26 protein-coding genes and 1 tRNA gene are annotated in these 23069 nt (G+C 63.8%); 16 read left to right on the top strand and 11 right to left on the bottom strand.

The genetic code is table 11. From position 1 onward, the window contains the following. Nucleotides 1-198 precede the first annotated feature (198 nt). Complete coding sequence (locus FJ430_RS09460; protein ID WP_140706794.1) at nt 199-822, top strand: TetR/AcrR family transcriptional regulator; 624 nt, start codon at nt 199-201, stop codon at nt 820-822. Nucleotides 823-1110: 288 nt separating this feature from the next. On the opposite strand, the gene FJ430_RS09465 is transcribed toward FJ430_RS09460, so the two are convergent. Further along, nucleotides 1111-1200, bottom strand: a tRNA-Ser gene (locus FJ430_RS09465). A 434-nt stretch (nt 1201-1634) separates the two neighbouring features. Here FJ430_RS09465 and FJ430_RS09470 point away from each other — a divergent pair. The 4 genes from FJ430_RS09470 (at nt 1635) to FJ430_RS09485 (ending at nt 4604) form a co-directional block, all read left to right on the top strand. Next, a complete protein-coding gene (locus FJ430_RS09470; RefSeq protein ID WP_140706796.1) occupies nt 1635-2330 on the top strand; it encodes a DUF2569 family protein in 696 nt (231 codons plus the stop codon). A gap of 84 nt (nt 2331-2414) precedes the next feature. Then, entirely contained in the window at nt 2415-2741 is a 327-nt protein-coding gene (locus FJ430_RS09475; protein WP_140651386.1) for a hypothetical protein, read from the top strand. A gap of 258 nt (nt 2742-2999) precedes the next feature. Beyond that, nucleotides 3000-3989 carry a BMP family lipoprotein gene (locus FJ430_RS09480; RefSeq protein WP_140651388.1) on the top strand — a complete coding sequence of 330 codons (990 nt, stop codon included), beginning with the start codon at nt 3000-3002 and terminating at the stop codon, nt 3987-3989. Between the two features lie 156 nt (nt 3990-4145). Next, entirely contained in the window at nt 4146-4604 is a 459-nt protein-coding gene (locus tag FJ430_RS09485; RefSeq protein ID WP_140706798.1) for a GNAT family N-acetyltransferase, read from the top strand. A gap of 68 nt (nt 4605-4672) precedes the next feature. Here FJ430_RS09485 and FJ430_RS09490 read toward each other — a convergent pair whose 3' ends face one another. Both FJ430_RS09490 and FJ430_RS09495 read right to left on the bottom strand, forming a co-directional pair. Then, nucleotides 4673-5080 carry a hypothetical protein gene (locus FJ430_RS09490; RefSeq protein ID WP_140706800.1) on the bottom strand — a complete coding sequence of 136 codons (408 nt, stop codon included), beginning with the start codon at nt 5078-5080 and terminating at the stop codon, nt 4673-4675. Between the two features lie 22 nt (nt 5081-5102). Beyond that, nucleotides 5103-5312 carry a SlyX family protein gene (locus FJ430_RS09495; RefSeq protein WP_140706802.1) on the bottom strand — a complete coding sequence of 70 codons (210 nt, stop codon included), beginning with the start codon at nt 5310-5312 and terminating at the stop codon, nt 5103-5105. Nucleotides 5313-5570: 258 nt separating this feature from the next. Here FJ430_RS09495 and FJ430_RS09500 point away from each other — a divergent pair, with 258 nt between their 5' ends. The 6 genes from FJ430_RS09500 (at nt 5571) to deoA (ending at nt 11799) form a co-directional block, all read left to right on the top strand. Then, complete coding sequence (locus FJ430_RS09500; protein ID WP_140706804.1) at nt 5571-7103, top strand: ABC transporter ATP-binding protein; 1533 nt, start codon at nt 5571-5573, stop codon at nt 7101-7103. Further along, entirely contained in the window at nt 7100-8239 is a 1140-nt protein-coding gene (locus FJ430_RS09505; RefSeq protein ID WP_140706806.1) for an ABC transporter permease, read from the top strand. Before FJ430_RS09500 ends, FJ430_RS09505 begins: the two co-directional genes overlap by 4 nt. A gap of 1 nt (nt 8240) precedes the next feature. Next, nucleotides 8241-9212, top strand: coding sequence for an ABC transporter permease (locus FJ430_RS09510; RefSeq protein ID WP_140706808.1), 972 nt, complete (start codon nt 8241-8243; stop codon nt 9210-9212). Nucleotides 9213-9273: 61 nt separating this feature from the next. Further along, nucleotides 9274-9666, top strand: coding sequence for a cytidine deaminase (gene cdd / locus FJ430_RS09515; RefSeq protein ID WP_095766692.1), 393 nt, complete (start codon nt 9274-9276; stop codon nt 9664-9666). Between the two features lie 13 nt (nt 9667-9679). Continuing rightward, complete coding sequence (locus FJ430_RS09520) at nt 9680-10483, top strand: purine-nucleoside phosphorylase (protein ID WP_140651395.1); 804 nt, start codon at nt 9680-9682, stop codon at nt 10481-10483. Further along, entirely contained in the window at nt 10483-11799 is a 1317-nt protein-coding gene (deoA, locus tag FJ430_RS09525) for a thymidine phosphorylase (protein WP_140706810.1), read from the top strand. Before FJ430_RS09520 ends, deoA begins: the two co-directional genes overlap by 1 nt. A 6-nt stretch (nt 11800-11805) precedes the next feature. Here the strand turns inward: deoA and FJ430_RS09530 are convergent, their stop codons facing one another. The 3 genes from FJ430_RS09530 to FJ430_RS09540 all read right to left on the bottom strand — a co-directional run bounded on the left by FJ430_RS09530 (nt 11806) and on the right by FJ430_RS09540 (nt 14240). After that, on the bottom strand, nt 11806-12372 hold the full coding sequence (locus FJ430_RS09530; protein ID WP_140651399.1) for a TIGR02281 family clan AA aspartic protease: 567 nt from the start codon (nt 12370-12372) through the stop codon (nt 11806-11808). 106 nt (nt 12373-12478) lie between these two features. Further along, complete coding sequence (gene upp / locus FJ430_RS09535; protein WP_027165262.1) at nt 12479-13108, bottom strand: uracil phosphoribosyltransferase; 630 nt, start codon at nt 13106-13108, stop codon at nt 12479-12481. A gap of 157 nt (nt 13109-13265) precedes the next feature. After that, nucleotides 13266-14240 carry an adenosine deaminase gene (locus FJ430_RS09540; protein ID WP_140706812.1) on the bottom strand — a complete coding sequence of 325 codons (975 nt, stop codon included), beginning with the start codon at nt 14238-14240 and terminating at the stop codon, nt 13266-13268. Between the two features lie 168 nt (nt 14241-14408). Between FJ430_RS09540 and ubiE the strand changes: the two genes are divergently transcribed. The 5 genes from ubiE (at nt 14409) to coaBC (ending at nt 18802) form a co-directional block, all read left to right on the top strand. Then, nucleotides 14409-15185, top strand: coding sequence for a bifunctional demethylmenaquinone methyltransferase/2-methoxy-6-polyprenyl-1,4-benzoquinol methylase UbiE (ubiE, locus tag FJ430_RS09545; protein ID WP_140706814.1), 777 nt, complete (start codon nt 14409-14411; stop codon nt 15183-15185). A 43-nt stretch (nt 15186-15228) separates the two neighbouring features. Then, the gene (gene ubiB, locus FJ430_RS09550; protein ID WP_140642422.1) at nt 15229-16803 is read left to right on the top strand and encodes a 2-polyprenylphenol 6-hydroxylase; all 1575 of its coding nucleotides are present in this window, start codon (nt 15229-15231) and stop codon (nt 16801-16803) included. 84 nt (nt 16804-16887) lie between these two features. Further along, nucleotides 16888-17145, top strand: a complete 258-nt coding sequence (locus tag FJ430_RS09555) for a FitA-like ribbon-helix-helix domain-containing protein (RefSeq protein WP_140642420.1) — start codon at nt 16888-16890, stop codon at nt 17143-17145. Nucleotides 17146-17147: 2 nt separating this feature from the next. Continuing rightward, the gene (locus FJ430_RS09560) at nt 17148-17570 is read left to right on the top strand and encodes a type II toxin-antitoxin system VapC family toxin (protein WP_140642418.1); all 423 of its coding nucleotides are present in this window, start codon (nt 17148-17150) and stop codon (nt 17568-17570) included. Beyond that, nucleotides 17567-18802: a bifunctional phosphopantothenoylcysteine decarboxylase/phosphopantothenate--cysteine ligase CoaBC gene (gene coaBC / locus FJ430_RS09565; protein ID WP_140706816.1), complete on the top strand. Its 1236-nt coding sequence runs from the start codon at nt 17567-17569 to the stop codon at nt 18800-18802. The genes FJ430_RS09560 and coaBC overlap by 4 nt, the downstream gene beginning before the upstream one ends. A 38-nt stretch (nt 18803-18840) precedes the next feature. Here the strand turns inward: coaBC and FJ430_RS09570 are convergent, their stop codons facing one another. The 5 genes from FJ430_RS09570 to FJ430_RS09590 form a co-directional block, all read right to left on the bottom strand. Continuing rightward, the gene (locus FJ430_RS09570; protein WP_226892125.1) at nt 18841-20307 is read right to left on the bottom strand and encodes an MFS transporter; all 1467 of its coding nucleotides are present in this window, start codon (nt 20305-20307) and stop codon (nt 18841-18843) included. A 228-nt stretch (nt 20308-20535) separates the two neighbouring features. Further along, nucleotides 20536-21012, bottom strand: coding sequence for a DUF992 domain-containing protein (locus tag FJ430_RS09575; protein WP_140706818.1), 477 nt, complete (start codon nt 21010-21012; stop codon nt 20536-20538). Nucleotides 21013-21224: 212 nt separating this feature from the next. After that, entirely contained in the window at nt 21225-22076 is an 852-nt protein-coding gene (locus FJ430_RS09580) for a tetratricopeptide repeat protein (RefSeq protein WP_140651413.1), read from the bottom strand. 132 nt (nt 22077-22208) lie between these two features. Further along, nucleotides 22209-22475 (bottom strand): 30S ribosomal protein S21, encoded by a 267-nt coding sequence (rpsU, locus tag FJ430_RS09585; RefSeq protein WP_027165252.1) that lies wholly within the window; start codon nt 22473-22475, stop codon nt 22209-22211. Between the two features lie 179 nt (nt 22476-22654). Continuing rightward, entirely contained in the window at nt 22655-23041 is a 387-nt protein-coding gene (locus FJ430_RS09590; RefSeq protein WP_140642404.1) for an SET domain-containing protein, read from the bottom strand. Between the last annotated feature and the right edge of the window lie 28 nt (nt 23042-23069).

Below are 23069 nucleotides of genomic sequence, written 5' to 3' on the forward strand. Positions count from 1 at the left end.
CGCGCAATCGTGCCATGCAAAAAAGGCATGGCGAGTGGAGAGGCGAGTTAGCCGCAGGATCGGAGCGAGGATGCGGCCTATTGTGCAAAGCGCCACAGGCCGAGTTCCCGGTACGTCACGGGAAATGCATTCGAACGGCAACTGCCGGTCCGCTCCTTTGATATGCTGGGACCGAACGAAAAAGAAAAGGCAGAATGGATGGCAAAGATTGATTTGGCGCGCAGGGCGGAAATCGGACGGGAGAAGCGAGAAAGAACGCGTACCCTGATCTTGGACGTCGGGACGATGCTCATGGCCGAACGGCCCCGCGAGTCGATTACAATCGATGCCGTCGTGGAGGCAGCCGGCGTCGCGAAGGGTACGTTCTACTACCACTTCCAAAGCATCGACGAACTGGCTGCGGCCGTTGGGGAGAAACTCGGGGAGAGCTTCGACGCGGTGCTGAGGGACGCGCGCCTCGCACTGGACGATCCAGTCAAACGTTTATGCTTCGCTTTCACGAAGTTCTTGGAAAAGGCGATCTCGGACCCGAACTGGGCACGTCTGGTCGTTCAGAGTTCTCAATCGCGCGCCGAGTATGCGCGGGGCATTCGGACGAACCTCAAGGCTGATATCGCCCAGGCGATAGTCCAGGATCGTGTGAGCATACGGGACGCAGAGCTGGCGGTAGATATCGTGATGGGCATATGGCTGCAGGTGACGCGGGGCATCCTTGATCGTGGCACCAGGCCCGAATTGACACAACAGACTGTCGAGTCGGTACTTCGGGCCCTCGGCGCATCGCGGTCGGACCAGCAGAACGCCTGGAAAAAGTGGTCATGATACTGCCGTCCGCGATGTTTGCCACGCGCGAAGACTTTGCTTTATGGCGCGTCTGTTTGGATCAAACGATCGTCACCACGCTGGGTGCAATGTCTGCTCTCTAATCCAATCTCCCGAAAAGCGTAGGTTCCGTTCCGCGGCCCCAGACAGGACGCTGATCACGTCGACGCTGAGCGTCGAATCCTGCAGACCTTGCTCGATTTTCCCTGAAGGAAGCACACGCTCCGGTGTGAGTGTTCTCAGAAATTATCTAAGTTATTGAAATCGTTAAGTTTATTAGGAAAATTATGGCGGAGAGAGCGGGATTCGAACCCGCGTTACGGTTTCCCGTAAACACACTTTCCAGGCGTGCGCCTTCAACCACTCGGCCACCTCTCCGTCTTAGCATCTCGCGTCGGCCGGTTTCGCCGCGCGGGTTGGGGAGATGCTCCCGTGGGAAGTCCTCAACGGACATCTGGTGCCTTCAACCGGCGGGCAACCTTCCCGGCACCGCTAGCCGTCTAGGCAAACAGGCGCGGGGCTCATCTAGTCGATCCGAAAGCGAATGCCAAGCCATATTGGCGTTGCCGCGGCTTTTGCCGTGTATGGCGCAAAGGCGGGGAAGGGCGATGCGTTCGAATGATGTGTACAGGCCGATCGCCCCCTCCGGCAACGCTTGACTTCGCCTGCGCCCGGCTGTCGACTGCCGTTAATCATGCAATCCCGGTGAACGGTTGGGGGCTTTCCTGGAATTGCCGGTTCGGTTTTGCAATCCCGACGAAGCCGGCGGGCGGCCTTCCTGGAATTGCTTGGGCGAGGGGCGTCGTTCCGACATGGCATCGATCGACCAGCAACCCGCAGGGCGGCCGGACGGCGGCCTGTCCTTCATTCCGGTGGCGTGGCTCGCCATCGTCATGGGGCTGTCGGCCTACGGGCTGGTCTCCTCCTGGCGGCTGATCGGCGACTTTAGCCTGCCCGACAGCGTGTTCTTCCTGGTCTATGGCGGCTTGACCGGCGGCGTCGTCACCATCCTGTGGGGATTGTACCTGCTTGGCCTTGCCTTCAACCGGTCGGCCCGCTTCCCGCGCCATTACACGATCTGGCAAATCGCCATCATCATCTGGCTCCTCGTGCGCCAGGCCTATGTGTTTTACAGCTTCGCCTTCTCGGCCGAAGCGTTGGGCTTCACAGTGGCTGAGATCGCCATCGGCCTGCTGTGCATCTATCTCCTGCGCAACGGGGCCGGCGCGGACACGATCTACGCCAATCCGGAGACCGAGCGGCCGCCGGTCTTCGTCTCGATCCTTGCCGCGCTGCTCGGCATCATCCTTGGCGGCGCGATCGGCGCCTGCGCCGGGTTCTTCGCCGGCTCGCTGATCGCGGACCTGACGCATATGAGCTGCTTCGAGGGCGCCTGCGGATTTTTCGCGGCTTTTGTCGGCCTGGGAGGCCTGATCGTCGGCGCGATCGCCGGCGGTATTTTCGCCGTCTGGCGGGTGAACCGGCGCGTGCCGGCGCGGGCTCGCTAATTTCACGGGCCGCGATTGCGCGGGAACCACGCACGCTCTATGTCGATTGCGGGGTAGACGGGAGCTTTCCCGGGGAGAGCATCGATGTTGCGTTTCATCTTTCGGCTGGCAGCCATGGTTGCGCTGTCGATTTCCGTCATCATGGTGGTGATCGACACGACACGCTCGGTCGCAGCGTCGTCGCTGGTGATGACGCCGCTCAACGCAAGCTGGCTCGCGGTCTCGCCCGATACCCGCGCGGCTTTCGAGACTTTCGTGCGCGCCAAGGCAAACCCTCTGGTCTGGGACGGCGCGGTCGCCTGGGTGCTCGCGCAACCCGGTTTCGCGGTGTTCGCGGTACTTGCCTTCCTGCTCTACGCCATCGGCTACCGGCGCAAGCGCCGCGGCGCGGAATTCGCTCCAAGCCCTTGAAGATTTTTGTTCTGACGCGATTCCGCATCCAAGCCGCAACACACTTTTTCGTGGAATTGCTTTTAAAAGACGTGCCGGATCGCCGGTAACCGCTTTTTCCAACAGGTCAAAATTCCACGTGAATTTTGTTTCGCGCCGTGCCAGATTGACCGCGAGCGGGAGGGTCAAACACTTCCTGCCTGGCCTCGCCAGCCCGCCGGAGAACCGGGCGAGCAGGCGGTGCAAAAACGGAAAAATAACCGACAGGGTGTGGATCACATGAAACGTATCGTTCTCGGCCTTCTGGCCGCAACCGCAATGGTTCTTCCGGCTTTCGCCGCGGACGTGCAGCCGGCCATCCTCTATGATCTGGGCGGCAAGTTCGACAAATCCTTCAACGAGGCTGCCTATAACGGCGCCGAGAAGTTCAAGAAGGAAACCGGCGTCGCCTATGTCGAATTCGAAGTCTCCAACGCCTCGCAGCGCGAACAGGCGCTGCGCCGCTTCGCCGAGGACGGCCGCAATCCGATCGTCATGGCGGGCTTTGCCTGGGAGGACGCGCTGAAAGCGGTCGCGAAAGATTATCCCGACCTGAATTTCGCCATCATCGACGATGCCGTCGACCTTCCCAATGTCCGCTCGCTGGTGTTCAAGGAGAACGAAGGCTCCTACCTCGTCGGCATCCTGGCGGCGATGGCGTCGAAGTCGAAGAAGGTGGGCTTCATCGGCGGCATGGACATCCCGCTGATCCGCAAGTTCGAATGCGGCTATGTCGGCGGCGCCAAGTCGGCCGGCGCGACCGATGTCATCCAGAACATGACCGGCGATACGCCGGCCGCCTGGAACGACCCGGCCAAGGGCGGCGAGATCGCCAAGACGCAGATCGACCAGGGCGCCGACGTGGTTTATGCCGCTGCCGGCGGCACCGGCGTCGGCGTGCTGCAGGCGGCCGCGGATGCCGGCAAGCTCGGCATCGGCGTCGATTCCAACCAGAATGGCCTGCAGCCCGGCAAGGTGCTGACCTCGATGATGAAGCGCGTCGACGTTGCCGTCTACAACACCTTCATGGACGGCAAGAACGGCACCTTCAAGGGTGGTCTGGAGAATCTCGGCCTCAAGGAAGGTGGCGTCGACTACGCCATGGACGACAACAACAAGGCGCTGGTGACCGATGAGATGAAAGCGGCCGTCGAAAAGGCCAAGGCCGACATCATCGCTGGCAAGGTCCAGGTGCACGACTACACCGCCGACAACGCCTGCCCCTATTGATCGGCAGCTGAGCCGGAGCGGTTCAGTGATTGAACCGCTCTAGCTTTTGTTTTCACGCAATTCCGGACGGAAAACCGCTACGCACTTTTCGTGGAATTGCTCTGGGGTTCGAACCGCCGGGCCAATGCCCGGCGGTTTTGTTTTGGAGACGGCACGATGCGATTGGCAATCGAAGCCATGGCCGAAGGCGACGTCGAGCCAATGGCGCGGCTTCGGCTCGAGGCTTTCTTTGAGGGTACGGATCGGACACTCGACGAGGACATGGCCGGGCTGCGCGGGCTGATCGCCGGCGACGGCCTCGAGGCGGCCTTTGTCGCCCGCGACCGCGGCCGGCCGATCGGGAGCTGCCTGCTCGTCCGCGACGAGATCAGTTCGCCGCACGATCTGACGCCATGGCTGGCCGGACTGATCGTCGAGGAAGCCTATCGAGGCGGCGGCGTCGGCACGGCGCTGGTCAGAACCGTCGAGGCTCATGCGGCGTCTGCCGGTATCGGCACGCTCTACCTTTATACCTGGCAGGCGCGCGGCTTCTACGAGGCGCTTGGATGGACGGCGGTCGAGACCTTCGAGCAGGACGGCGCGCCGATGCTTCTGATGTCGAAGTCTCTGCTTTGACGCAATTCCGGACGGAAGGCTACGACGAAGGCGCCGAGCGCAACCGCCCGCACTTTCCTGGAATTGCTTTATAGCGTGCCGGCGAGATAGCCGAGCGCAAAGGCCGCCACCAGGGCAAGCGCGATGACGAAGCCCAGCCTGCCGCCAAGCGAATGCAGGCCGACACCGTAGGGCTTGCGCTCGAGCCGGTGGATCATCGGCGGCGGCGGTTCCGTCTCCGGGACGCCAACGCCAGCCAGCCGCGTCTGCATTTGCGGCAGTTCGGCAAGGCGTTGCGTGACCAGTTCCCAGCGATCGCCGCGCGCTTCAGGTCCCGTGGGATCGAAGGCGCGCAGGCGTTCGGCCAGCCGCAGCACCATGTCGCGAAAGGCGGGATCGATCTCGAGGTCGCGTTCGGCGCGGGCGCGTTCCCTGTCGTTCATCAAGCCAAAGACATAATCGCCGGCTCGAGCGACGCGGTCGCTTTCACTGGACATGGCCGTCTTTCCCCATGGCTCCTCACCAATGCGGCGGCTTGGTCACCGGCACATCGGAGGCGGACTGCTCCTCCAATTCCAGGAAGCGGTCGGTCAGGGCTGCGAGCTTGCGCTCCATACGCTCGATCACCTTCCACTGTTCGGCGATCTGGCCGGACAGCTCCTCGATGGTCTTCTCCTGCTCGGCGGCGCGGATTTCCAACGTCGTCAGCCGATCGTCAGGCACGGCCATGCAAAACCGATCCTTGCGAATGTGAAGTCTCCGGCTAAGCAGATATTCGTGGGATGCCCCACGAATATCTGCTTAGCTCTGTTGGTTTTCGCAGGTTCAGATCGCAAAACCGTGGGACACTTTTGCGGAACCTGCTCAGGTTCGAAATTGACAAGGACGCGGGGATTTGTCGAGAGTGAACGGCCGATTGGCATAAGCGGGGCATCATGCTAGGCATTTTGACCAAGCGATAAAAAAATAACAGTGGGAACAGGCTGCATGGCGCAAGCCGCAATCGAGCTCATAGGCATCAACAAGAGCTTTGGCGCGGTGCGCGCCAACCGCGACATCAACCTGGAAGTCGCGCGCGGCACGATCCACGGCATTGTCGGCGAGAACGGCGCCGGCAAGTCGACGCTGATGTCGATCCTTTACGGCTTCTACCAGGCCGATAGCGGCGAGATCCGCGTCGGCGGCAAGCCGGTGTCGATCAGCACCTCCAACGACGCAATCGCGCTCGGCATCGGCATGGTGCACCAGCATTTCATGCTGGTCGACAATTTCACGGTGCTGGAGAACATCATCCTCGGCGCCGAAAACGATGCGCTGTTGAAGAGCAGCATCGCCAAGGCGCGCTCGGAGCTTGACCGGCTGGAGCGCGAATACGGCCTCGAGGTCGATCCCGACGCCGTCATCGAAGAGCTGCCGGTCGGCCTGCAGCAGCGCGTCGAAATCCTCAAGGCGCTCTATCGCGGCGCCGAGATCCTGATCCTCGACGAGCCGACGGGCGTGTTGACGCCGGCCGAGGCCGATCACCTTTTCCGCATCCTCAAGCAATTGAAGGAGCAGGGCAAAACCATCGTGCTCATCACGCACAAGCTGCGCGAGATCATGGCGATCACCGACACGGTGTCGGTGATGCGCCAAGGCACGATGGTGGCGACCCGGGTGACGAAGGAAACCACGGTCGGCGAATTGGCCGAACTGATGGTCGGCCGGCGGGTGTTGCTCAGGGTCGAGAAGGGCCAGTCGGAAGCCGGCGCGGTAAAACTCTCGGTCAAGAACCTGACGGTCAAGGATTCGCGCGGCGTCACCATGGTCGACAATGTCTCCTTCGACGTGCGCGGCGGCGAGATCGTCGGCATCGCCGGCGTTGCCGGCAACGGCCAGTCCGAGCTGCTCGAGGCGATCTCCGGCATCCGGCATGCGGTCTCCGGCGAGGTGATGCTCGACGGCAAGCCGATCGACCTCACCGGCAAGGCCGATCCCGGCGAACTACGCGACCGCGGTCTCGCCCATGTGCCGGAAGACCGTCACCATGTCGGACTGGTGCTCGCCTTCGAGGAAAACGAGAACTCGATCCTCGGCTATCACGACGACGAGCGCTATTTGAAGGGGCCGTTCCTCGACATCGATGCCATCATGGCCGATGCCAAGGACAAGATCGAAAAGTACGACATCCGTCCAGGCAATCCGCGGCTGAAGACGGCGAACTTCTCCGGCGGCAACCAGCAGAAGATCGTGCTGGCCCGGGAGATGGAGCAGGATCCCGGCGTGCTGATCGTCGGCCAGCCGACGCGCGGCGTCGATGTCGGCGCCATCGAATTCATCCACAAGCGGCTGATCGCCATGCGCGACCAGGGCAAGGCGGTGCTGGTGGTCTCGGTCGAGCTCGACGAGATCCGCTCGCTGTCCGACCGCATCGTGGTGATGTTTGCTGGCCGTGTCGTCGGCGAGCGCGGCCCGGACGCGACCGAAGGCGAGCTTGGCCTGTTGATGGCCGGCGTCGAGCACCAGGAGGCCGCCGAATGAGCACGCCTTACGCCAAATTGCCGGCCTGGGCCGATTATGGATTGATTCCGTTGATCAACCTGTCGGTCGCCTTCATCGTCGCCGGCTTCGTCGTCATGCTGGTCGGCGAAAACCCGTTCCGCGCCGCGGCCATCCTGGTCGAGGGCGCCTTCGGCAAGGGCACGGGCATCGCCTTCACTTTGTTTTACGCCACGACCTTCATCTTCACCGGCCTTTCCGTGGCGGTGGCGGCGCATTGCAGCCTGTTCAACATCGGCACCGAGGGGCAGGCCTATATAGGCGGCCTCGGCATCGCGCTTGTTTGCCTGAGCCTCGACAGCGTACTGCCCTGGTGGGTGATCTTCCCGATCGCGATCGTGGCCGCGGCGGCGTTCGGCGCGCTGTGGGGGCTGATCCCGGCCTATCTGCAAGCCAAGCGCGGCTCGCACATCGTCATCACCACCATCATGTTCAACTTCATCGCCGCCTCGGTGATGGTCTACCTGCTGGTCGGCGCGCTGAAGCCGGCCGGCTCGCAGGCGCCGCAGACGCGCAATTTCCTCGCCGGCGCCGAACTGCCGAAGCTCAACTGGATCATCGAATTGTTCGGCGCCAAGATCCGTTCCGCGCCTCTCAACATCTGCTTCCTGCTGGCGCTGGTCATGGCTTTCCTGGTCTGGCTTTTGATCTGGCGCACGAGGCTTGGCTACGAGATGCGCACCTATGGCCACAGCCCGAAGGCGGCGCGCTACGCCGGCATTTCGGAAACCCGCATCATCATCACCGCGATGATGATCTCGGGCGCGCTGGCCGGCATGATGGCGCTCAACCCTGTGATGGGCGACCAGCACAATGTCGCAATCGATTTCGTGTCCGGCGCCGGCTATGTCGGCATCGCGGTCGCGCTGATGGGCAGGCTGCATCCGGTCGGCATCGTCTTGGCGGCGATCCTGTTCGGCATGCTCTACCAGGGCGGCGCCGAGCTTGCCTTCGAGATGCCGGCGATCAGCCGCGACATGATCGTCATCATCCAGGGTTTGGTGATTCTCTTCGCCGGCGCGCTGGAACACATGTTCAGGCCCTACATCCAGGCGCTGTTCGCCTCGGTCAGTCCGAAATCGGTCGGCATGCAGGCAGTGAACGGGAAGGGGGCCTGAGATGGACATTTTCAACGCCATCGTCCAGGTGCTGGATTCGACCATCCGCCTTTCGGTGCCGCTGCTGCTCGCCTGCCTGGCGGGCCTCTATTCGGAACGGGCCGGCATCTTCGACATCGGGCTCGAAGGCAAGATGCTGGTCGGCGCCTTTGCCGGCGCTTCGGCTGCCGCCGTCTTCCATTCGGCGCTGATCGGCCTCGGCATGGCGGTGCTGATCTCGGTTGCATTCGCCCTGGTGCACGGCTTCGCCTCGATCACGCATCGCGGCAACCAGATCGTGTCCGGCGTGGCCATCAACTTCATCGCCGCCGGATCGACCATCATCCTCGGCCAGGCCTGGTTCCAGCAGGGCGGGCGCACGCCGGCACTGCAGCCGGGCGAACGCTTCGCAGCGATCACCTGGCCCGGCGCCGACGCGATCAAGGACGTGCCGATCATCGGCCCGATCTATGCCGAGCTGATCTCCGGCCACTCGATCCTGGTCTACTTCGCCTTCGCCATGGTGCCGTTCACCTGGTGGGTGCTGTTTCGCACCCGCTTCGGGCTGAGGATGCGCGCCGTCGGCGAAAATCCGGCCGCCGTCGACACCGCCGGCATCTCGGTCGCGTGGCTGCGCTATCGGGCGCTGATCTGCACCGGCGTGCTTACCGGCGTCGCGGGCGCCTATCTTTCCATGGTGCAGAATGGCGGTTTCGTGAAAGACATGACCGCGGGCAAGGGCTATATCGCGCTTGCCGCGCTGATCTTCGCCAAATGGAAGCCGGTCAACGCCATGTTCGCCTGCCTTCTGTTCGGCTTTCTCGACGCGGCATCGATCCGCCTGCAGGGCTCGCCGCTGCCTATTGTCGGCAAGGTTCCGGCGCAGCTCATGCAGGCGCTGCCCTATGTGCTGACCGTCATCCTGCTCGCCGGCTTCATCGGCAAGGCGATCCCGCCGCGCGCCGGCGGCGTGCCTTATGTCAAGGAACGCTGAGGCTGGATTTTCGTCCAGCGGCGACCGGCATTTGAACAAGATCGTGGGAGAGAAGAACCGGATGTCGCATGATCTGTTCGAGGCGGCGAAGACGGCGATGGCCAAGGCCTATGCGCCCTATTCGAAATTCCCGGTGGGTGCGGCGTTGCGCACCGAGGACGGGCGCGTCTTCACCGGCGCCAACATCGAGGTGGCGTCCTATCCGGAAGGCTGGTGCGCCGAGACGACGGCGCTCGGCCACTACATAATGGGCGGCGGCGGCAGGATCGTCGAGATCGCGGTGATCGCCGAACGCATGGCCAAATGCTCGCCCTGCGGCGGCTGCCGGCAACGGCTGGCGGAATTCTGCCGGCCGGACACGAAGCTCTATCTGTGCGACAACGCCGGCGTGGCCGAGACCGTGACCATGGGCGACATGCTGCCTTACGGCTTCAGGGGCGACATCTTGAAATGAAGAGCGGGTTGAAATGAAGGAAGCGCTGGATCATCTGGTCGAGAAGCTGGACGGGCTGGCGCCCGCGGCCGCGCTTGTGCTGGGCTCGGGCCTTGGCGGTCTGGTCGACCAGGTCAAGGATGCCAGGCGCATCTCCTATGCCGAACTGCCGGGCTTCCCGCGCAGCGGTGTTTCCGGCCATGCCGGCGAGGTTGTTGCCGGGCATTTCGCCGGCACGCCGGTGCTGATGCTGTCCGGGCGCGCGCATTATTACGAGCATGGCAATGCCGCGGCGATGCGGCCGGCGCTGGAGGTGCTTGCCGGCATCGGCATCTCGCATTTGATCCTCACCAATGCCGCCGGCTCCGTCGATCCTGAAATGGGGCCGGGCTCGGTGATGCTGATCACCGACCACATCAATTTCTCCGGCTCCAACCCGTTGATCGGCGAGCCGAGCGACCGCCGCTTCGTCGGTCTCACCGAGGCCTACGATGCCGGCTTGCGCGGCGCGATCGAGAAGGCGGCGAAGGCGACCGGCACGGCATTGCACCAGGGCGTCTATATGTGGTTTTCCGGACCCTGCTTCGAGACGCCGGCCGAGATCCGCATGGCGCGCGTCATGGGCGCGACGGCGGTCGGCATGTCGACCGTGCCGGAGGTCATCCTCGCCCGCTTCCTCGGACTCAAGGTCGCTGCATGCTCGGTGATCACCAACCTGGCGGCCGGCATGACCGGGGCGGAGCTCTCGCACCAGGAAACCAAGGACATGGCGCCGGTCGGCGGCGCGCGGCTGGCGACGATCCTGCGGCGCGTCTTCCAGGACGGCTTGCCCGACTGATGCTGCCGCAGGAGATCATCCGCCGCAAGCGCGACGGCCACAGACTCTCGGCCGACGAGATCGCGGCCTTCGTCGCAGGGCTGACGGCCGGCACCATCGCCGAGGGCCAGGTCGGCGCTTTCGCCATGGCCGTGTTCCTCAACGGCATGAACCGCGAGGAGGCGGTGGCGCTGACGCTCGCCATGCGCGATTCCGGCGACGTGCTCGACTGGTCCGACCTGCCGGGGCCGGTCACCGACAAGCATTCGACCGGCGGCGTCGGGGACAATGTCTCGCTGATGCTGGCGCCGATCGTCGCCGCCTGCGGCGCCTATGTGCCGATGATCTCGGGCCGTGGCCTCGGCCACACCGGCGGTACGCTGGACAAGATGGATGCCATCCCTGGCTATGCCAGCCAGCCGGACGTGGCGCTTTTCCGCAAGACGGTGCTCGAGACTGGTTGCGCCATCATCGGCCAGACCGCCGATTTGGCACCCGCCGACCGCAGGCTCTACACGATCCGCGACGTGACGGGAACCGTCGAATCGGTCCCGCTGATCACCGCCTCGATCCTGTCGAAGAAGCTTGCCGCGGGCTTGGGGTCGCTGGTGCTCGACGTCAAGGTCGGCAACGGCGCGTTCATGGAAAAGTCGCGCGACGCGGTCGCGCTGGCGAACAGCTTGGTCGAGGTCGCCAATGGCGCCGGCATGAATGCATCCGCGCTGGTGACGGGCATGAACGAGCCGCTGGCTTCGGCGGCCGGCAACGCGGTCGAGGTGCGAAATGCCGTCGATTTCCTCACCGGCCGATATCGCGACCGCCGGCTGGAGGACGTTACGCTGGCGCTGGCGGCCGAGATGCTGCAGTCGGCGGGGCTCGTCTCGTCTCACCAGGACGGTATCAGGCGCGGCACCGAGGCGCTTGCCGGAGGCCGTGCGGCAGCCGTCTTCGCGCGAATGGTGGCGGTGCTTGGCGGTCCCGGCGATTTCATCGAGAAACCGGAAAAGTATCTGCCGACAGCGCCGGTCGAATTGGCCGTGAAAGCGGAACAGGATGGGTTCGTGACCGGCATCGCCACGCGCGATATCGGGCTTGCCGTCGTCACGCTCGGTGGCGGGCGTTCCCGTCCCGACGACAAGATCGATCGTGCCGTCGGTCTGACCAGGCTGTTGCCGGTCGGCGCCGAGGCGCGCGCGGGTGAGGCACTGGCGCTGGTGCATGCCCGCACCGACGCCCAGGCCGGGGCAGCAGCGGCCGCCGTGCGTGCCGCCTATGCGATCGGGGCTTCCAAGCCGCCTGCCGACAAGACCGTGCTCAGGCGGATATTGCCTCGCTGATCGGCCTTACTGAACGAGCAGCAGCGAGCCGTCCTGGACCTGGTATTTCTGCAGGCGCTGCAGGAAGCTCATGCCGATCAGGTTGGTCTGCAGCGCCCTGTCGTCGAGCACCATCGCCTGGACGTTGTCGACAGAGATCTTGCCGATCTGCAGGCGCTCGACCGTCACCACGGCGGCCTTGATCGCCCCGTTGGCGGTGTTCACCTGTCGATTGAAGTCGGACGGGTTGAGCGAGATGCCGATCCTGCGGGCGGTCGAGGTGTTGATGGCGACCAGCGTCGCGCCGGTGTCGATCATGCCGTCGATCTGGCGGCCGTTGAGTTTGAACTGCGACGTGAAGTGACCGCGCCCGTCGGCATTGACCAGCACCTGGCGGCCGAGCGGCATTGGCGTCGCCGGCTTGTCCGGGACCGAAGCGAGATTGACCTGCGGCTCTGCCTTCGGCGCAGCCGGCTGCGAGGCGACGGTCGATTTCAACAAGCCGTCCACCAGATGCGGATTCGCCTGATAGACGATCGGAATCGAAGCCGAGGTTCCGGCAAAGATGCCAAGGATGAGAAGCTTGCGCAGCATGGATGCCCCTTAAATCGAGGTCGCATCCTTGCGCCGACATGGTGTTTTCCGCTTTAACGTGCGCCGGAACCGCGCGGTTGTGTAAACGCGTGGTAAACGGATGCGCTCATTTTGTGCCGTACATGCGGTCGCCGGCGTCGCCGAGGCCGGGCATGATGTAGCCCTTGTCGTTCAACTGCCGGTCTATCGAGGCGGTGAAGATCGGCACGTCCGGATGCGCCTTGGTGAAGCGCTCGATGCCTTCGGGGGCGGCAAGCAGGCAGAGGAAGCGGATGTTGGTGGCGCCGCGGCCCTTCAGCTTGTCGATCGCGGCGATCGCGGAATTGGCGGTCGCCAGCATCGGATCGACGACGATCACCAGGCGGTCGGCGAGATCGCTCGGCGCCTTGAAGAAATACTCGACCGCTTCCAGTGTCTCATGGTCGCGGTAGAGGCCGATATGCGCGACGCGTGCCGCCGGCACCAGGTCGAGCAGGCCCTCGAGCAGGCCGTTGCCGGCGCGCAGCACCGAGGCGAAGACCAGCTTCTTGCCTTCCAGCGTCGGCGCCTCCATCTCCTCGATCGGCGTCTCGATCATGGTCGTGGTCAGTTCGAGATTGCGGGTCACCTCATAGCCGAGCAGAAGTGAAATCTCGCGCAGCAGCCGCCGGAAACCTGCCGTCGAGGTCTCCTTCTTGCGCATGATGGTCAGCTTGTGCTGGACGAGGGGGTGGTCGACGACGGTGACGCCCTGCATGATGTGCTCCGACTGGTTCGGGGTAGTAGTCAGTAGTGAGTAGTGAATAGTGAGCCGATTTGCGAGTCCTCGCCTCGGGGAAAGCTCTGGCCTTCAACCGATCTATGCGCGCTCGGCCAAATCCATAACTACTGACTACCGACTACTCCCTACTCACTCACCGCACCTTCACGTCCAACCGGCCTAGCAGCATCACCTTGGTCTTCTTGTCCACGAAGGCCGCTTCGATGGCCGTCCTGGTGATCTCTGCGAGCGCCTTGTCGTTCATGGCGAAATGCTCGGCCGCGATATCGTATTCGCGCTTCAGCGAGGTCCAGAAATAGGGCGGGTCGTCGGAGTTGAGCGTCACCTTGCAGCCGGCGGCGCGCAGCGCCGGAAAGGGATGGTCGGCGAAGCTGTCGAATACCTTCAGCGCGATGTTGGAGCCAGGGCAGCATTCCAGCACCACGCCCTCGGCGGCGATGCGGCGGACGAGATCCGGGTTTTCGATGGCGCGAACGCCATGGCCGATGCGTGACGGGCGGATGTGGTCGAGGGCCGCCTTGACACTTTCCCAGCCCATCAGTTCGCCCGCATGGATGGTGATGCCGAGGCCCGCTTCGCGCGCGATCTCGAAGGCGCGCACATAGTCCTCGACATCGCCGATGCGCTCGTCGCCGGCGACGCCGAAGCCGGTCACCAGCGGATGGCCGCAGCGCGCCGCGAAGCGCGCCGCCTGCTCGATCGCCTCGACCCCGACATGGCGCACGCCGGTGACGATCATGCGGCCCTCGATGCCGGTCTTGGCCTTGGCGCGGGTCATGCCTTCGCCCAGCGCGTCCGTATAGGCTTTTGGCGACAGCCCGGCCTTTTTGGCATGGTCCGGCGAGGTGAAAACCTCGGAATAGATGGCGCCGTCGCGGGCGAGGCTGGTCAGGTAATAGTCGGCGAGGCGCGCATAATCCTCTTCGGTGCGAAACAGGTCGGAAGCGAAATCGTAGGCGGCCAGAAACGAGGTGAAATCGTGCCAGATGAAGGAGCCTTCCTGGATATAGGGGGAAGGGTCCTTGCCATATTTGCGGGCCTGGCTGACGACGAGCTCGGGCGGCGCCGCCCCTTCGATGTGGCAATGCAGTTCGGCCTTCAAGATCATGCGGTCATCTCGTCCGATATGCTGCTCTCGCGCAGATTCTGGCCGGAAAATCATGCGTGACCTTTCCCTGCCGGGTTTTGAAGGCGCGGCCGAAAACCGCGCCTTGGACAATAGCGTCGGCACCATCGATCGGCTATGGTCCCGCCGGTTTTATGACGGATCAAAATAATGTCAGTTGAGAGAACCACGGCCGCGGGCGGCATGGAAACCTCCTATGGTTTCAGGAGGGTCGGGGAAGGCGAGAAGCAGCCCCTCGTCAACGACGTCTTCCACAAGGTGGCCAATCGATACGATCTGATGAACGATCTGATGTCGGCTGGGTTGCATCGGTTGTGGAAGGACGCGATGGTCGCCTGGCTGAACCCTCCCAAAAAGGTGGGCTGGAAGGTGCTCGACGTCGCCGGGGGCACCGGCGATATCGCCTTCCGCATCGTCGAGGCCAGTCAGCGACAGGCCCATGCCACGGTGCTCGACATCAATGGCTCGATGCTGGCCGTCGGCCGCGACCGCGCCAAGAAGCAGGGCCTTGCGGCAAACACCGACTTTGTCGAGGCCAATGCCGAGGAATTGCCTTTCAACGATGAGTCCTTCGACGCCTATACGATCGCGTTCGGCATTCGCAACGTGCCGCGCATCGAAGCCGCCCTTGGTGAAGCCTATCGCGTGCTGAAGCGGGGCGGGCGGTTGCTCTGCCTGGAGTTCTCCGAGGTCGACATGCCGCTGCTCGACAAGGCCTATGAGGCCTGGTCGTTCAACGCGATCCCCAAGATCGGCAAGGCGGTCACCGGCGATGGCGAGCCCTATTCCTACCTTGTCGAATCCATCCGCAAATTCCCCAACCAGCAGAATTTCGCGGCGATGATTAGCCGCGCCGGCTTCGACCGCGTCACGTTCCGCAACTATTCGGGCGGCATCGCCGCCCTTCATTCCGGCTGGAAGCTTTGAGGCGCGGCCCCTTGCAGCAGGCCCCTTTGACACAGGCAGGGCTATGAGCAGCGTCGCCGCCGCCTTTCGGCTCGCCAGGGCCGGCTGGGTGCTGGTCCGCGAGGGCGTCGTCGCGGCGTTGCCTGGCGAAGAACTGTCCGGCATGCCGAAATTCGGCTGGCGCGTGGCGCGGCTTTTTACCCGCCGCCGGGCGCTGAGTTATCAGCGCGGCGACCGGCTGGCGCGAGCGGTGGTGCGGCTTGGACCCTCCTACGTCAAGCTCGGCCAGTTCCTGGCGACGCGGCCCGATGTCGTCGGCAACGACATGGCGCTCGACCTGGCGCTTTTGCAGGACAAGATGCACACCTTCCCGAAAGCGGAAGCGGTCCATGCGATCGAAGCCTCGCTCGGGCGCAGGATCGACGATCTCTATGCCAGCTTCGGGGATCCCGTTGCCGCCGCCTCGATCGCGCAGGTGCATGGCGCCGACGTGGCTCGTGACGGAACGACGTCGCGCGTGGCGGTGAAGGTGATCCGGCCCGGTGTGCGCCGCCGCTTCTTCCAGGATCTCGAAAGCTATTTCCTCGCGGCCCATCTGCAGGAGAGATACATCCCCTCGTCGCGCCGGCTGCGTCCGGTCGAGGTGACCCAGACGCTGGCGCAGACCACCAAGGTCGAGATGGATCTGAGGCTCGAGGCGGCCGCGCTTTCGGAACTCGGCGAGAACACCAAGGACGATCCGGGCTTTCGCGTGCCCGCGGTTGACTGGGAGCGCACCGGCCGCGACGTGCTCACCATGGAGTGGATCGACGGCACCAAGATGAACGACATCGCCGGCCTTGCCAATGCCGGTCATAACCTCAAGGCGATCGCCGCCAATCTGGTCCAGTCGTTCCTCAGGCACACGTTGCGCGACGGCTTCTTCCATGCCGATATGCATCCGGGCAACCTGTTCGTCGAAGCCAATGGCACCATCGTCGCCGTCGATCTCGGCATTGCAGGCCGGCTCGGCAAGAAGGAGCGGCGCTTCCTCGCCGAAATCCTCTACGGCTTCATCGTGCGCGACTATCAGCGCGTCGCGGAGGTGCATTTCGAGGCGGGCTATGTGCCGCGTCAGCACAATGTCTCGGCCTTCGCGCAGGCGATCCGCGCCATCGGTGAGCCGATCCACGGCCAGTCGGCCGAGACCATTTCGATGGCGAAGTTGCTGACGCTGCTGTTCGAAGTCACCGAGCTGTTCGATATGGCGACGCGGACCGAATTGGTGCTTTTGCAAAAGACCATGGTGGTGGTCGAAGGCGTCGCCCGCACGCTCGATCCGGCTTTCAACATGTGGAAGACTTCCGAGCCTGTGGTCAGCGACTGGATCGCGGGCAATCTCGGCCCGCGCGGCATGCTCACCGACGCGCGCGACGGCGCCAAGGCGCTATTGACGCTGGCACGGCAGGCGCCGGACCTTGCCGCCCGTACCGACCGGCTGTCGCGCGAGATCGACCTGATGGCCGAGAACGGCCTGCGCTTCGACGAAGCGACGGCCCGCGCCATCGGCAAGGCCGAAGCGCGCCACACCCGCTCCGGCCGCGTGGCGCTATGGGTGATCGCGCTGACGCTGATCTACATCGCCTGGAAATTGCTGTGATCGTTTCAATGACAGCAATGCAAGCATTGCTGTCATTGAAAGCAGCTCTTTTATGTCCTACCTTGCAGGGTAAGGAGCAGAGATATGGGCACACTTACGATCCGCAATCTCGATGACAGCGTGAAGCAAAAACTTCGTGAGCGAGCTGCAGTAAGAGGAGTCTCGATGGAGGAGGAAGCGCGTAGTGTTCTCGCCAAGAGCGTTTTGTCGGACGGGTCGGGTTATGATGTGCACGGCGAGTCACTTTACGCAGCGATTCGTCGGCTAGTTGAGCCTCATGGCGGCTTCGATATTGAGCTGCCGGAGCGTGGCCCCGCGCGCGAGCCGCCAAAATTCGATTGACCATGTTCGTGCTGGATACGAACGTTATTTCGGAAACTTTCAAGCCGCAGCCAGATGCGGGAGTAGCCGCTTGGATGGAAAGTTCGTTTGGGAGGCGCTCTTACGTCACGGCGATGACCAAAGCGGAACTGCTCGTAGTCCTGGCAAATATGCCGGATGGGAAGCGTAAGGCTGCTCTGGGTAGCGTGATCGGGGCGTTTTTCACGATGAAGCTCAAGACCCCTGTGCTTGCGTTCGGAGATCGTGAGGCTGAGGCGTACGCAGAGATTGTTTCGAAGAGACGGGTTCTGGGGCATCCTATTCGTGAATTTGACGCGCAGATCGCCTCGGTTGCTCTCTGTCGGAGTTTTGCTGTGGTGACAAGGAATGTGGCCGACTTTGTTGATTGTGGCATTAACATAGTCAATCCTTGGGAGGGAGCATGACTCTTTCCGGCAAGCGCATCCTGCTCATCATCGGCGGCGGCATCGCCGCCTACAAGGCGCTCGACCTCATCCGGCGGCTGCGCGAGCGTGGCGCGTCGGTGCGGGTGGTGATGACGTCGGCCGCGCAGGAATTCGTCACCACGCTTTCGGTCGGCGCGCTTTCGGCCGATCATGTCTTCACCGAGCTGTTCGACCGCAAGGACGAGCACGATGTCGGCCATATAAGGCTGTCGCGCGAAGCCGACTTGCTGGTGGTGGCGCCGGCCACCGCCGATTTGATGGCGAAGCTCGCCAATGGCCATGCCAACGACCTTGCCTCGACGGTGCTTCTTGCCACCGACAAGAAGGTGCTGATGGCGCCGGCGATGAACCCGAAAATGTGGGCGCATGCTGCCACGCGCCGCAACCGGGCGACTTTGCTGAAGGACGGCATCGCCTTTGTCGGTCCCGCCAAGGGCGAGATGGCGGAAAGCCACGAAGCGGGTGAGGGCCGCATGGCCGAACCGCTGGAGATCGCCGCCGCGATCGAAGCCATGCTCGACGAGAAGCCGAAGCCGCTTGCCGGCCGCAGGATCATCGTCACCTCCGGGCCGACGCATGAGCCGATCGACCCGGTGCGCTACATCGCCAATCGCTCCTCGGGCAAGCAGGGCCACGCGATAGCGGCCGCGCTGGCGAAGCTCGGCGCCGATGTGCGGCTGGTTTCCGGTCCGGTCACCATCGCCGATCCGGCCGGCGTCGCGACCACCCATGTCGAAACAGCTGCCCAGATGAAGGACGCGGTCGAGCGCCTGCTGCCGGCGGATGCCGCCGTGTTCGTCGCGGCGGTCGCCGACTGGCGCACCGCCAACGCCGCCGGCGAGAAGATCAAGAAGGTGGCTGGCGAGGGGCCGCCTTCGCTGGAGATGGTCGAGAACCCGGACATCCTGGCCGGCATCGGCCATCACGCGCAGCGGCCGGGCCTCATCGTCGGCTTCGCCGCCGAGACGCAGGATCTGATCGCCAATGCCGAGGCCAAGCTCAAGAAAAAGGGCGCGGACTTCATCGTCGCCAATGACGTCTCGCATGAAAGCGGCATCGGGCCGTCCGGCGTGATGGGCGGCGACCGCAACAAGGTGCGCATCGTCTCCAGGACCGGTGTCGAGGAATGGCCGGAAATGGTCAAGGACGAGATGGCGGCGCGGCTCGCCGCGCTGATTGCCGAGCGGCTGCAGCAAACTGTCGTGGTCTGAGCGGCAAGCCCGCGTTTCGGTCGTTGCCGTCGCCGCAGTCAACCCGCCGCAAGTCGCGGCCGGTTCGCTGTGGAGAAGATCCTCAGCGCCGCCAGGCAGCCGAACACGCCGAGCGGCACGAAGGCCAGGTACAGCCAACTGGCGACGGAAGCGGCCGCTTCCCGGTTCAGCCCTTCGGAGAAGCCGCTGGCATTGGCGATGATGCCGGCAAGCGCGGCGCCGACGGCATAGCCGATGCGCTGCATGGTCGGCACCGCGGCCGAGGCGATGGTTTGCTCGTCCGGCGCCGCCGACGCCACGATGATGCGGGTCAGGAACGGCCAGGCGATACCGAAGCCGCCGCCCTGCAAAAGGGCGCAGAGCAGGATCAGCGGGATCGAGCCGGCAGGGATCGTATAGGCGAAGCCGGCAATTCCGCATGCAATCATCAGCGCGCCGACGAGGATGATCGAGCGTTCGCGTTCCGGCGGGGCATTGGCGACGAGGATCGACAGTATCGACCATGAGATCGACTCGGCGGCGATGATGTAGCCGCTGGTGAGCAGAGGTATGTCGTGCAGCGTGGTCAGAAGCAGCGGCCCGTATATGCCAAAGGAACAGGTCGCCACCGAAAAGGCGGCGACCATGGTCATGCCGGTGCCGAGCGGCGCGCGCCATGAAAACAGATCTGACGGGAACAGGCGCGACCGGGGTCTCAGCCCATCGACCCTGACGAACAGCGCCAGGCCGATCAGGCCAAGACAAAGCAGCAGCGACGAGCGGAGCAGGGCTATGTCGACGCCGGCGGTCGCGATCAGCACCACGCTGACGGCAAGGCAGGCGAGCGCGCCATAGGGGAAGGGCGGCGCGGCATCGGCCGAAACCTGCGGACGCGACGCGCCGGCGGTGTTGAGAACGGTGAGGCTGGCAAGCGCAACCGCGATGCCGCCCAGCGTGAAGATGCCGACCGCCCAGCGCCAGGACAGAAGCTCGACCATGATCGCCCCGATCATCGGGCCGCTGAAGGCGGCGATGCCCCAGATCGCCGACATCACGCCGAAAAGCTGGGGCCAGATGCTGCGCGGAAAGAGCCGCTCGACGGAGACGAAGGCAAGCGACACCAGCGCGCCGCCGCCGAAGCCTTCGATCAGCCGCCCGGCGAGGAACTGGGTCATCGAGGGCGCGACGGCGCTCAACAGCGCGCCGGCCGCGTAGAGGGTGGCGGCGACCGCCATGTTGCTGCGCAGGCTGACATAGCTGACGAGCCGTCCGGCCGCGGCGCCGGCGGTGATGGCGCCAAGCTCGTAGATCGCCAGCGACCAGCCGACGAGCTGCACGCCGTCGAGTTCGCCGACCATCGCCGGCATCACCGTCGCCACCATCGTCTCGTTGGTGGCGTAAAGCAGGATGCCGAGATTGATGAAGCAGAACCGCGCCAGATCGCCGCTCGCCCACAGCGCCCGCCAATCCACCCTCTTGCTGGCCACCCTGTTGCTGGCCACCTTGTTGCCGCTCGCTGCCGTCACGCCGATCTCCTGCTTGTTTTGCGCACCTCATCCGCGTTGCGAACGAGGGGCAAGATCCAGTTCGGCAGGGCTTGTAGAACCTCAAGCGCAGTTGAGCTCAAGAGGCTTTTTCGCGGATTTCGAGGCAAGCCACCATTTGCGCCGAAGGGATCCGGCTTTCCAAAGCACTCGGCCCGGAACAGATGTTCCGGGCCGAGTGCGGCGCAATGAATTTGAAAAGCCGAGGGCTCACTTATAGGAGTGGACGAGGTCCAGCGAGGCCACCGCGACGGCCAGGTTGAGGCCCGTCTGGGCCTGGACGCTGAGCGGTTCCAGCATGAAGGCGCTGTCGAGGCCGCCGACCAGGAGGTTGGCGCCGCCGCCGGTCACGACGCTCGCCTCGGCGTTGACGCCGTAATAGCTGCCGGCGAGGTCGCCCGCGTCGTGATGACGCGTGGCGGCAAGCACTGCCCAGACGAGCTGGCCCTGATGCGTCTTGCCGACGTCGACGCCGAGTTTGGAGATCATCCCGGTATAAATCTCGGCCGGGCCATGATGGGAGGGGCGGAAGGTGCAGGAGACGCCCTTGTTCGACGTGATGACGTAGCCGACGCCGCCGTCGATCGTGCAATCGAGCGTACCGAGCCGGAGCGTGCCGGCGCTGACCGGAGAAGCGAGGACCGTGGCGGCAAGCGCGGCAGCGGCACAGGCAAGTGTTTTGATCATTGGAAAGGTCCTTTCGCGAAAATCTTGGCCCCGGCTTAAACGATCGAGGTGCACGGAGCGTTCCGCCGAAAACTTGGCGCGAACATGGCAAAGATTAACGCGTTGGACTGGGCGGTTAACGGATCGCTATCGGCGTCTCCGCGGCGCAACACTGCGCTCGCAGGCGGACCCGTAAGTCGTGCAAGACACTTATTTTCGGCGCCAGCTTCCGATCAGCTGGCGTTGCCACCGGTGCGCGACAGGCCGTCCTTGGCCGGCTGATAGTTCGGGTCGAGGTGGATGGCCTCGCGGTAGGACTTGGCTGCCCTTCCCTTGTCGCCGCGCTTTTCGTAGATCAGCGCCTGGTTGGCCCAGGCCTCGGCGTTCTTGCCGTCGAGCTTGATGGCCATGTTGAAGTCGGAGAAGGCGTTGTCCTCGTCGCCTGTCGCCAGATAGGAGAGGCCGCGGCCGTTGTACGGCTCGGCGGCGTCGGGCGCCAGCGAGATGGCGGTCGAGAAATCCTCGATGGCGAATTTGTGCTGGCCCTGGCTCTGATAGATCAGGCCGCGATTGTGGTAGGCGCGGGCATCGGTGGTGTCGAGCTGGATCGCCTTCTGGAAGTCGTTGAAGGCATCCTGGGTGCGGCCTGCCTTGCGGTAGAGATTGCCGCGGCCGATATAGGCGGCGTCGTAGTTGGCGTTGATCTGGATCGAGCGGTTGTAGTCGGCTAAAGCGGCTTCCTGATTGCCGAGGAAGCGCTGGATCAGCGCGCGGTTCGAATAGGCCTGGTAGAAGTTCGGGTTGAGCTGGATCGCCTGGTTGAAGTCCTTGAGCGCAGCCTGGTACTGGCCGCCGCGGCCATAGGCCGAGCCACGCACGTTATAGCCCTCGGGATCCTGCGGATTGCGCTGGATGACCGCCGAAAGCGAGGAGATGTTCTCGCTCGACCCTTGCGCCTTGTCGATCGAGTTGAACTCACCCGTCGGGGTCGTCTGGCATGCTGCAAGCGTCAGACCCGAAAGCAGGGCCGCCGTCAGGGCGAAGCCGCGAAAAGCGGTTTTGCGCTCCACGGAAATTGCGTTCATCTTTGTCCTCACTGCCGCAGCGCCGTCAGTCCGTTCCCTCTCCGAACCGGCTCCTATGCATAAACAAAAAGGTGGCGGCGATTCCGCATCGCGCCACCCTCGGTATCCTTCGAAAAGGACGAAAAATAGGCGTTATGAGCGCGGCGAGCGCGATGCGCCGGCAGCACCAGCCGGAGCCGGGCGCGGGGTCATCGGCAGCAGGCCTTCGCGCTGGGCGCGCTTGCGGGCCAGCTTGCGGGCGCGGCGCACGGCCTCGGCCTTCTCGCGGGCACGCTTCTCGGACGGCTTCTCGTAGTGACCGCGCATCTTCATTTCGCGGAAAATACCTTCGCGCTGCATTTTCTTCTTCAGCGCGCGAAGCGCCTGATCAACGTTGTTGTCGCGGACGAGTACCTGCACGGGCAATCCTGTCTTCGGGTTTGATATCGATAGGCATACAGCCATAGCCGCCATGCCTCCGCGGCGGGTTGCACCGCGAATTGTGGGCGGCTGATAGCAGAATCATGCCGCACTGTCCACCGCTGATTGCAGGAAACCGCGATCAAAATCCCGCGTGTCCCGGCGTGACGGCCGGAGCACTATGCGGTCGCCAGATGCAGGCGGGCGAAATCCTCGAAAAACTCGCCGTAATCGCAGGTGATTTCCTCGCCGGCGGCAATGTCGCGAATGGCGGTGGCGCCGCCATATTGCGAGAAATCCGTGTTCGGCCGCTCGGAATGGTTCATGAAGCGGCCATTGTCGACCTCGTAGACCATGAAGCCCGGCTTGTCCGGGCTCGGATAGGCGTAACGGTCGAGCAGTTCCTTGAGATGCGCGGGAGCGGTCTCGTATTTCTCCATCGGGACCAACCGGTCGAAATCGGGATCGAGCCGCCAGATCGAGGCGCCTCTCCTGATCGGCTCGGCGGCGAAAACGCCGACGCCTTCGATGGCGCTCTGGGCGACATAGGTTCTGATCAGCAGCATCGTTCCGGTCCGTTTTTCGACGGGAACG

Origin of the sequence: Mesorhizobium sp. B2-8-5, from assembly GCF_006440675.2 — a bacterium.
In the GTDB taxonomy this organism is placed as follows: domain Bacteria; phylum Pseudomonadota; class Alphaproteobacteria; order Rhizobiales; family Rhizobiaceae; genus Mesorhizobium.